At 58.1% G+C, this 10,631-nt stretch carries 6 protein-coding genes; 2 read left to right on the forward strand and 4 right to left on the reverse strand.

From position 1 onward, the window contains the following. Positions 1–359: 359 nt before the first annotated feature. Positions 360–2,801 carry an ABC transporter permease gene (locus VEV40_RS05050; RefSeq protein WP_324830620.1) on the reverse strand — a complete coding sequence of 814 codons (2,442 nt, stop codon included), beginning with the start codon at positions 2,799–2,801 and terminating at the stop codon, positions 360–362. A 213-nt stretch (positions 2,802–3,014) separates the two neighbouring features. Here VEV40_RS05050 and VEV40_RS05055 point away from each other — a divergent pair, with 213 nt between their 5' ends. After that, entirely contained in the window at positions 3,015–4,487 is a 1,473-nt protein-coding gene (locus VEV40_RS05055) for a hypothetical protein (RefSeq protein ID WP_324830621.1), read from the forward strand. 5 nt (positions 4,488–4,492) lie between these two features. Then, positions 4,493–4,711 carry a hypothetical protein gene (locus VEV40_RS05060; RefSeq protein WP_324830622.1) on the forward strand — a complete coding sequence of 73 codons (219 nt, stop codon included), beginning with the start codon at positions 4,493–4,495 and terminating at the stop codon, positions 4,709–4,711. 103 nt (positions 4,712–4,814) lie between these two features. Here VEV40_RS05060 and VEV40_RS05065 read toward each other — a convergent pair whose 3' ends face one another. Genes VEV40_RS05065 through VEV40_RS05075 form a run of 3 tightly spaced genes read right to left on the reverse strand, consistent with a single transcriptional unit; the run spans position 4,815 to position 10,630 of the window. After that, positions 4,815–5,390: a hypothetical protein gene (locus tag VEV40_RS05065; protein ID WP_324830624.1), complete on the reverse strand. Its 576-nt coding sequence runs from the start codon at positions 5,388–5,390 to the stop codon at positions 4,815–4,817. A 24-nt stretch (positions 5,391–5,414) separates the two neighbouring features. Next, positions 5,415–9,611, reverse strand: coding sequence for a hypothetical protein (locus VEV40_RS05070; protein ID WP_324830625.1), 4,197 nt, complete (start codon positions 9,609–9,611; stop codon positions 5,415–5,417). Positions 9,612–9,619: 8 nt separating this feature from the next. Beyond that, positions 9,620–10,630 (reverse strand): hypothetical protein, encoded by a 1,011-nt coding sequence (locus VEV40_RS05075; RefSeq protein ID WP_324830626.1) that lies wholly within the window; start codon positions 10,628–10,630, stop codon positions 9,620–9,622. Position 10,631: the final 1 nt, after the last annotated feature.

Below are 10,631 nucleotides of genomic sequence, written 5' to 3' on the forward strand. Positions count from 1 at the left end.
ATCCTAAGCCTGGTGCGTCTGCCAATTCCGCCACTTTCGCATCTGACATCAATAACTTACAACTCGTAAACGGTACTTTCGATCGAAGGTTTAACTAGTCATTTTATACGTAAACGCCACTCGCAGGATAACAATCTGACGATCAGCTCATGCGCTCGCTATCATCCAAGAACCGTGCGTGAAAGAAGATGATTGCCTGTCATCGCCAATCGATAATCAGGCGTGAAAACATCGGTCAACACCACGCGAGTATTTCGGTACCAATTATGTTTCTCAGTTGTGCAAGCGTGTGAGTGAATTCGTAATTCTAATTTTCGAGAGGCGCTACTTCTTTAGCCCAAAAATGCAACGCAACGCAGTTACTCATATCTGAGAGCTACGAGAGGGTCTACCTGGGTCGCTCTTCTGGCGGGAACATAGCAGGCTGTCATTACCACGGCCAGCAATGCGAATCCCGCGCTGCAAAATGTCAGCGGATCATGTGGAGTGACACCATATAGCTGGCTGCCGATCAATCTTGCAAGGCCCAGGGTTAGAAACACCCCGATCCCAATTCCAAGAGCCGCCATCACAGCTCCCTGACCAAGAACGAGCCGCAACACATCTCCTCGTTCTGCGCCCAAGGCCATGCGAACTCCAATCTCGTGTGTTCGCTCCTCTACCAGATAGGAGATGACTCCATAGATGCCAACGCAGGAGAGGACCAGTGCGAGTCCAGAAAAGACGCTCAGCAGAATCATTGCAAGACGCCGCGCCGCCAGCGAGTTCGAAATTATATCGTGCATCGTCTCTTCGGCATAAATCACAGAGCCAGAATCGAATTGTGCGGCGGCATCGCGCACTGAACCCATGATGGAAGCGGGATCTCCTTTCGTCCTCACCACCACAGCCACCCCATTGGCCACAAGCCGCATCAGCTTCGGTGGCAACTGCATGAAGGGATAAAAGAACTGAGCTTCAATGGCGGTCTTCGGATCGTTCCCTGGCCCCCACTGTCGAATATGCTCTACAATTCCCACAATCTCGGCTTCTACGTCAAAGCCCGCGATGTGTATGCGTTTTCCGATCGGGTCCTGATTGGGGAAATACATGCGTGCAAAAGCATCATCCACGTCGATCACAACCGGAGCATGCTCATTGTCCTGTTCACTGATAAATCGGCCGCGCTCGAGCGTTATCCCCATAGCTTTCTGGAACCCCGATTCCACCAGATAAAACATCGACTGGGGCATGTCGTTATTGCTGGCAGGTTTTGGTTGGCCCTTGATCCAGAACGGCAATTCCGAGTCATGGATCATCGGACGCGATCCCAGGGTGACTGAGACGGCCTCGACACCGGGAATCGATCGCATCTGTGCGTCAAAGCGTCGAAGCTTCGCGCGCGTTTCGGTCTCAGTAGTCGCTGAAGACGAAGGGATGGACATTGAAAACGTGACTGCGTGATCAGGATTGTAGCCAGGATTGACGCGCCACAGTGCGGCAAGCGAGCGCAGCATGAGGCCGGCGCCCACCAGGAGCACCAGTGCCAGGGCAGTTTCGATTGCCACAAACAATCCCTGCAAGCGAAGACGCGTCCCCCCTGCTCCACGCGTGTTTTGTCTCAGAACCTGTTGCAGATTTACGCGAGACAACTTCAGCGCAGGTGCAAGGCCGAATCCAATTCCACAAACTACCGATATGCCGAGCGTGAAAAGCAGTACGTTCCAGTCAACCGCAATATCAGCAGACCGCGGCAACGCGGCTGGTAGCATGCGCACAATGGCTTTTGTGCCGAAAAACGCCAACAGAAAGCCTATCGCTCCGCCGAGGCCGGCGATGATCAAACTTTCAGTAAGCAATTGACTCATGATCCGTCTGCTGCCTGCGCCGATCGCCGCGCGTAGCGCAAACTCGCCGGAACGCCGTATGGAACGTGCCAGCAGCAGGCTCGCCACATTGGAGCACGCGATCAACAGCAAAAATCCGCAAGCCGCCAGAAGAGCCAACAGGATCGGCTGGACGTTGCCGACGATATCTTCCTTCATGGGAATCACACTGATCCCCACGCCTTTGTCCGCTTCTGGGTATTCAATAGCGAGATGCCGGGCGATCGAATCCATTTCCGCGCGTGCCTCGGCCAACGTAGCTCCCGGCGCCAGCCGACCCACAGCATGCGCACTCACATCGATGCGGCGATCAAGAAATGAGGGATCGCTCCACTGGCCAACCGGAACGAAGACATCCCGTTCCAAGCCATAAAAGTTGAACCCCGCTGGAAGAATCCCAACAACGGTGTAGTTGGTTCCGTCCAGTTGTATCGGCTTGCCAATCACTGCGGGATCGCCGCCATATCGCTTGCGCCAGAATCCATCGCCGAGCAATACGACAGGCGCTGCTCCAAGATGATCGTCGGAGGATTCGAGGTCGCGACCGAGCACAGGATGAACCTGCAGTGTTGGCAAAAATGACGCAGAGATCATCAAACCATCTACGCGCAAAGAGCGGTCCGTGCCCGTAAGGTTGTAGTCCTCATGCCGGTAAATCGCCATCGATGAAAAAGTCTTGCTGTCGCGTTGCCAGTCGAGAAAATTCAGGTAGCTGATTGGTGCCTCAGGAATTCCCGAATTCTGCTCATAGAGGGCGACGAGCCGCGAGGACTGCGGAAAAGGGAGCGGATTGAGAAGCACACCGTTAACCATGGAAAATAGTGCTGTGCTTGCGCCAATGCCCAGCGCAAGAGTACCAACCGCAATGGCAGAGAACGCTGGAGATTTGGCAACGATACGAAGGGCGTGGCGGATGTCCTGTATGAGGGCGGTCAAGCACTCACCTCCATCCAGATCGAGATTGTAACTTCAATCCTTGGAAGTCAAATATATTCGGACCACAAGTAAATCGCTATCACGACTGCTACGGCAACCTAACACTATGGTGGTTTGAGGTCTTAGGTTTCGATGAGTGACTTGGCGATTTCGCACCAACTGAGAACCGGGTGTGAAACATATTGCAGCGCTCAGCGGCTGGCAGATCGTCCTATGCCTCACACACACACACACACACAACCGGGCGCCCATCGTGGGGGCGTCGATGCAGTACGCGGCCATAACGGCATTTACCTATCTGGTGCCTGTCTCGATGACAACAGCGATGCGATCATGAAGGTCGAAGGTGGCGACTGCGATCTGATTGTCGCCGTCACTGCGCCGTTCATCCCAACCACGAGTCTGGGCAAGGCTCCCGATCTTTCGCTGCTGCAGCCGGAAATCGTCGAGGCGCTACGCAAGGCGTTTACGCGGAGCCGCAACCGTCTGCCACCAGATCCCGCGCAGCCCAAGCCGCCGAAGGCGGAACCGCTGCCCAAGGCACCGAAGGCGGAACCCTATGAACCGTCTGGACCGCTGGCGACGCTGTTGGCCATAGAAGCGGAGTTGGCCGGACTCGCGCCACGCGACCTGTTCGTACTCTTACCCAAACACGATCCCTTCAATGAAACCAAGGCCAGCCGCCGCGATGCGGAGTGGTTTGCGGAGCAGGTGGACCGTTTCGTGCCCGACGGACGCGTCCATTTGCGCGGACTCTACTACCGATGTCTATCAGCTGGCGATGTCAGGCTGCCGAACGGCACGCGGTTCGTCGGTTCGCACATCACTTCCAGCCTGGTCGAGGCTGCTGGCAAATACGCGCGCCACTTCGGGCTGGTTGCCTTCGACCGCATCGTTGATGAGCGGGCCGCGCCACCCGAATTCTGGGTCGCCGATGAGAAACATTCCGACGATGACGCCAGTGAAGATCCCATCTATCGCGAGCTGATTGTTTCCGACGAGAGCGATCAGTTCCGCGTGCCAGAACTTGACAGTCTGGTGCCGACGCTTTCTATTGCCGCTCCGAAAATACCGCGTCAGCCATTCCGCATTTGCATGATCGGAGAAAAGACATCCCTCGGCGAAGTCCTCAAGCCCATCGCCAAAGAAGTACGCGGCGAACTGCTGTTGGCAACGGGAGAAGTTAGCGAAAGCGCGGTCTACGGGATTGCAAAACGGGCCGCTGACGATGGCAGACCCCTGCGCATTCTCTACTTCAGCGACTTCGATCCGGATGGATGGCAAATGCCCATCTCAGTCGCACGCAAGCTACAGGCGCATATTTGCCGCGAGTTCCACCGCCTCGATGTGCGCTTGATCCGTGTCGCACTGACCGTCGAACAAGTGATCGAGTTCCATCTTCCCGACTCACCGATCAAGCCCGGGGAAAAGCGTGCGCGCGCGTGGCGCGAACGGTGGGGACGCGAGCAGGTCGAGATTGACGCTCTTGCTGCATTGCGCCCAGACCTGCTCGACCAGATCGCCCGGGCTGCTGTCGCCCCCTACTTCGATCCGCTTTCGATGAACGGTTCGTTGAGGCGATGGCGATGCCGCAAGACCTTTTGGCTTGGTTTGACGGCCAGCCTGCCTATCAGCAGGCGAAGGCTTCTGTGCAGAAAGCATACAAACCAGCTCTCCGGGCGATAACCAAGTTGAATGCTGCCAAGGCCGCAGCGGTCGATTCGATGCTCCATATCGTGGCAAACGAAGCACCTGCGTTATCCGACGTGGTCGTCGAGCCAGAATTCGGAGACGACGAACCCGAGGATAGCATCTTCGATTCGAGTGATGACCTCGTCACCGCGACCCGCAAGCTGCAGAACGTCAAAGCTCTATTCCCTGAGGATGACGATGAGGAAGGCGCGCAATGAGCCTGTCGATCCGGGGACCGGGTAGGGTGGGGGTAAAAGGTGTTCGACAGCGGCGATACCACGCGCGCCGTCCACCAGAAAAAGTAGCGACTTATGAAATTTTTCAGGAAGCGCAAGATTTCAGGCAAGTTAACAACGGCAAGATGAACATTTCGACAAAAGGCGAGAGGTCTTCACGGTGCGCGTAGGTGTTGCGGACGCGAGACGGTGCATGCGTGAGTTGATGCAACGCGCTTCGCTCGGCTAAAGCGTGATCATCACCAAGCGCGGGAAGCCCAAGGTTCGCCTCGTTGCCTTTCCGCGAAGCCGCCGCGAGAGCGACATGGAGGTCCTGCGGTTTGTCGCCGCCTGCGCGCCGTTCAAAGACTTCGATGATCAGGAATGGGAGGGAAAAATAAATGAACGCAGCGACACCGAACCAGAACCAGCAGCCGCAGTTCGAGATCAACGCTGACATGACCATCGATTGTGGGCTCAAACGATGGCCAAACTGGTGCGCGAAAACAGAGAACTGAGCTAGGTCACGAGACTTGCGGCTCAAACTTTGCTTCACACAGCGCAACCCGCCTCGGGACAATCTACTTTTGGCGAACCTCACTTGAGTATCAGATACCCCATTTATCTCTAATGCTTCCATACCCAGACCAAGCTCAGCGGGTGCTAGGTGCGGCTCAGCCATTCTTCAAGACGGCCTTTGCGCCGCTCACGCCTGTCCCGTTTCTCCCGAGGTATCGGCCTCAGTCGGCTGACTGGGAACCAATCGCAGCCATCCCTCGGTTCCGTTCACAGGATCGACCGGGAGAATCGCGTCCTGGGTGGCGTTTACTACCTTGTCTTCGCCCCAAGCGGTGATGGTTGTGCGGTGGTCCCAGCTCCATGTGCCGAAGGACTCCACCGCAACCGGCATCTTGATCGTCTTGGGATCGACGAGCACTGGGCCGAAACGGAACGTTGGAGAGATGTTTGCCAGTCCTGTTGCGATCCACGAGCGGCGCAGGCCAACGTCTTTTCGCGGCAGAAGGCCCATGGTTCCATGCACCAGCGCTTGCGGCTCGACCAGCAGCGTGAGCTTCACTTCCTGGTTAGGCCGGATGGTCATCTCTCCATCACTGTTTACATAAGGATGATTCACGGGTGCGCGGCCCTGCACTGGCGGGGTAGCGCTATCGTCGCCCGCGGTGACATCAGCGCCGAGATCATCGGCGAACTGCTGGTAGTAGTTGTCCACTGCGTTGATCTGCTGCAGGAAGCCCTGATTCGGGCCAACTTCGCGGGCAAAGCCGGCAACCGCCGCGTCCGCGCAATAGAAGGTGCGATAGTCATCGTTGATGAAGTAACCAAACAGCCCGTCCTGCCAGTGTTTCAGCGCGCCAATGCGCAGGGGCAGCGCAATTTTATTTACAAGATCCGGCGTAATCGGCTCCTGCAATTCGAGGCGCAAGCTGGCGCGCAGCACGGCCACCGGATGACCAATGAGCAGAGAGAGGTGTTCGTCTCCCGTGTGTCCGAACGGATCAACTGCCCAGAGCGTGGAATCGATGATGCGCAGCACAGCGCTCAGGGCATCTTCGCGCGCGCCATTCAGTGACGCATCCACTGTTCCCCAATCAAGCAACCCTCGCGCAATTCCAGAGGCGAATCGATTGCTGATCGCACGTTCCGGCGTTTGTCCCACGGAGGACGGAATACCGGGCGCGTCTTCCCACACGATGCCCGCATTTTCATCCGGGCGCAGGACGCCCTGGTTTTGCCCGTTGCTGTCGAAGAACTCGAGCGCGCCGTCGAGATGGTTGGGCAGCAGGAACCCGCACACCGGGCTGACAGTGGCATTTGCGTATACGGCCGTGCCGTCTGCATTCGTCGCGCCGCCGTTGTCGGCGAAGCGCAGCCACAAGCGCGAGGGAGAAGTGAAGCGCGGCGGCATCAGCTGCAGGTTCGGATGACCGTCGAGCTCCATTGGAATAGAGCTGTCGATCATCTGAGGGTTGACGCTGGATGTATCGCTGGAGCCAGCCAGATCCAGCACCTGCCCAAAACAATCGACCAGTCGCAGGCGCACGACCCGCAGGAAGCCGGCGCGCAGCGGGAAGAACGGATCGGGAACAGGCTGTCCTTGTGCAGGCGCGGACTTGCCGTCGCCCTCGTAACCACTGCGCAGGCGCTGATGAAAAGGATCGAGCGCGCCACAGAGCACATCCATGTTTTCGAGCGCCGAGGCAATATCTTCCAGACCGCTACGGTCGATTTGCGAAACACCGCCATCACCTCCCCCGGTTCCGGAAGCAGACGGCACCTTGAGATTGAGCGTCAGGTTCTGATAGTAGGCGACCACCTTCTGCGCGTATTCTGAATAGAACTTCTCAAGCCTCCCCGGAATTACTGAGCCGGAACCAGCCGACAATGCCGCCTGAGTCAACGCCCGCCGCACAGAGGACGCCACCGTGTCAGCTATACCTGCGGTAAGGTGCGCGCGCCCTTTGAGAGTCACGCCGCGCGCGATGTCGTCAGTCGATGGCAGTTTGGCCGGATCAGGGATGAAGTCGTTTTCGTCGAGCCACCAGTCGGCGATGCCATTCTTTGAGGGCACATACTGCACTTCCCAATCGAGATGCATGGGCGTCCAGGGCTGGCGGGGCATGGTGACGGCGATGGGAGAAGGAAGTGTGCCTCGGAAGCCGCTGTTTGCCAGCAGCGGCCCATGATCTACGCGAGGATCGCGCGTAGACCACCATGCAGTCTGCTCGACGGCGTAGTTTTTGGCCAGGGCCATTACAGAAGCGCTCGGCGCGGCGGCAGCAGGGGAAAGGCCGCGTTGCCCGCTTGACATCCAGATCGACGCCTGCGCCGCCGCTGCAGCCGATCCTGGATCCTGCAGAACAGACTCCTTGAGCAGGTCGTCGCACTCAGGCGGGACGCTGCCATTTTCCAACCCGCGCGTGAGCAGGTCTTCACCGTGGACAGAGTAGCGAATGAGAGCGCCGGACGGATCCATGCACGAAAGTTCGGTGTTGTAGAAGCCTGTGAGCCGGCACGAGAGAGTTCCGTCGGAGTTGTAGTTGCCGTCATTGCCGTGTTTGAACGACCGCGCCGCTCCCTGAATAAGGATGACCGGATCGGACGGCTGAAAGAACCGAGGCAGGGCGCGCTGCACGGTTTTGTAGTGACCGGGGGTCTGTGGCGGCACAGTAAAATTCTGGCCGAGTACGCTGATGATGCTTTGAACATCGCCCCGGTTGAGGATCTCGGAGAATTCCGATTCTCTTGCGCTGAGCGTATAAATCTGCCCCGTGGCAGTTGAAACGCTTGTGGCTGCCGCTCGTTCCACGAAGTGCGGCGTGGCATGGAGGGTTTTTGGCGTGTGACCGCCGCGGACCGCGCGCTGAAAGATGCCTGCGTCCTTTGGCGCGGGATTGGACGGCGTTGCAGAGTTGATGGGCGGCATGGCAGGAATCCATATCTGTTCTGTCTCGTAGCCTCCATCGCGCGAGTAAAATGCGCTGGCCTGCAAAAGGGCATCGGTGCGCGCCGGCCCATCCGCCTGATCAAACTCAGAGAGCGAGCCGAGCATAAATGCTTCCAGCAGGCGGGCTTCTTCCGGCTTATTGCGTGCCTTCGCAACAAGGGACGCTAGCGCATCCGTCGGCGTCGTGCCGACCATCACATTCACATCGCTGGCTGGCGGCGGCCCTCCAAATTCACCGGAAAGGGCGCCTTTTGGCATGCCTTCCCACCCTATGCCCGGCCAACCGATGGCCACTGCCGAGCCGTGATAGAGGGTCAGCTCAGGCCACCAGCTTCCGTTCGTCACATACGTATCGCCTATCGGTCTGCCATCATCATTGAGCGGGGCTGGCTGCCATGATGTCTCGGCCGCTGGAGACGGCGGTCCTATCTGGGCAGCTCGATTGACAGCGCGCGCTGCGGCCACGGGCGGCGAAGGCAGACTTTCTGCAGTTGTCCCATATGTGCCTACTGCAATGGCTTCGCGGGTCTTGAGTCCAATCTGCGTTGCTGCGGCAATAAATTTCCAGGCGTGGCGCTGCGACTCCTGCAGTTCGCCGTCTTCGAGCTTCCATTGGAATTCAGCCATCTTTGCATAAAAATCGCTGAGGGATTTGATCTGCGCAGCTCCGAGCGGATCGCGGTCTGAATTGGAATACCATCCGCATACAAGATAGGAGATTGGCCCCTGCTGCACGTCTTTGAGCGAGTCGTAAAAGCCGAGACGGTTCTGAACGTTGTCATAGTAGGCCGCCCACGCCGCATCGCCTCGGCCCATCGCAGTGATATCGTCTCTTGAAATGGCGCTTGGACCGGCCTCTGTCCATTGATCTATCGGAATGGGCTGCGGAGGGATAGGAATCGGCTGCGGCCCCGAGCTATCGGTTGGATAATCTCCCGCACGCAGGACCCAGGCCTCTATGGCGCGACGCGATGTGATTGATCCGGATGGATAGTAGCGCACCACCAGCCAACGGTCAGGAATAGCGGGAAATGTGGCGTCAGCGACATTCGTGGCAGCAGTCTGGCTCGATGATGAGGAACTCTGTTGCGTAGATCCCTGAGCGGGCTGGCTGGTGACGGATGCGGTCCCATGCGTGAGCGCGTCGGGCAAGGCCCAGTGCAGATAGACGCCCGTCGCGCGCGCGGCCTGATTGGTAAATGGAGGCGGCAACAGATCACGGCGGCTGGCAGTAGTCGCTCCCGGGGGAGGATTTTTCATCAGGCAGTCGGCCCACGTGCCCCCCTGCCCGCGCACCACCAGCGCATCAACCTGGATCGGCACCAGCACCCGCGGCGTGCGCGGAATCAGCCCCGACCAACTGGCCACGGTGCGCTGCGTGATGCCGTGAGCAGCCGCGATGCTGAACATTTCCTGCGTTGTTACGTTGGTTGCCATATAGCCTTCTATGGATTGAGCAGCAGCTCTTTGTACGCGTTTTGTATCGTCGCATCCTGCACATTCTTTGCGACCATGATGCCTCCCACGAAGCGCCCGTCTCCGCCACCCTGGCCGGCCTCATCTACAGTGCCCTCAAAACGCTGGCGCCACGGAGGCTGCAGCACCTCAAGGGCGAAATTTGCGCTGCCATTCTGCGGAGGCATCCCCGGCGCGGGATTTGCTCCGAGCTGGTCGCGCAGCTTTGCAATGTGGATCACGCGCGCATTTGCAGCACGCACCGGCACAGGTATGGTTTTAGCGTTCGGATTGTTCGGGGGGACGAATATCTGATGGCCCGTGGTGTCGCGAACGAACATTTGGAAATTGCCGTCTCCTTGAGGATCGAGGATGCCGAATTGAACGCCATGGTGCGGCTCTTCAAGATAAACAAGCTGAGGAATTCCCTGAAACAGCGCCAGCATTATCGATGGTGAGAGCAGTTCCAGTCGCAATGTCGGCAACTGGTGCTTCGCCACATTTGGATCACTCGGATCAAGCTCCACGCCATTGGTTCTCTCGGGAATATCAATGTCGTATGCGCGCACATCCATGTGTGGCCATCCGACGACAGCAGCAGAGCGCAGAAGAAATCCCGTGATGATGTCGCCCGGGGCCTGATTGTTGTCGTTTGCGCCTTTCAGATCGGAAAAGCTGCCGAATGTGCCGATCTGCAGCTTGCGCACGATCCGCTCCGTCTGGTCGAGCTGCTGATGCACAGCGGAAGCGTGCGCCTGATGGTGCGCCTGCTCGCGCGTGCCAATCTTACCTATGGCAATCGCCCCATCCACCAGACGGTCGGTCCAGGAACGGTCGAGATAAAAGAAGCGGATCGACTCATCCGGAAGAAGCCGGGCGTCAGGCACGAGGTAATCAAACGGAACGCCGACCAGCAGCCGAAGATGAGCAAGAAATGACTCCATGTACGGAGGCATACCCGCTTCCGGCTCGCTTGGCGCAACCTGATGCGGCTTGGCCATC

The organism is Alloacidobacterium sp., assembly GCF_035631355.1.
In the GTDB taxonomy this organism is placed as follows: domain Bacteria; phylum Acidobacteriota; class Terriglobia; order Terriglobales; family Acidobacteriaceae; genus Alloacidobacterium.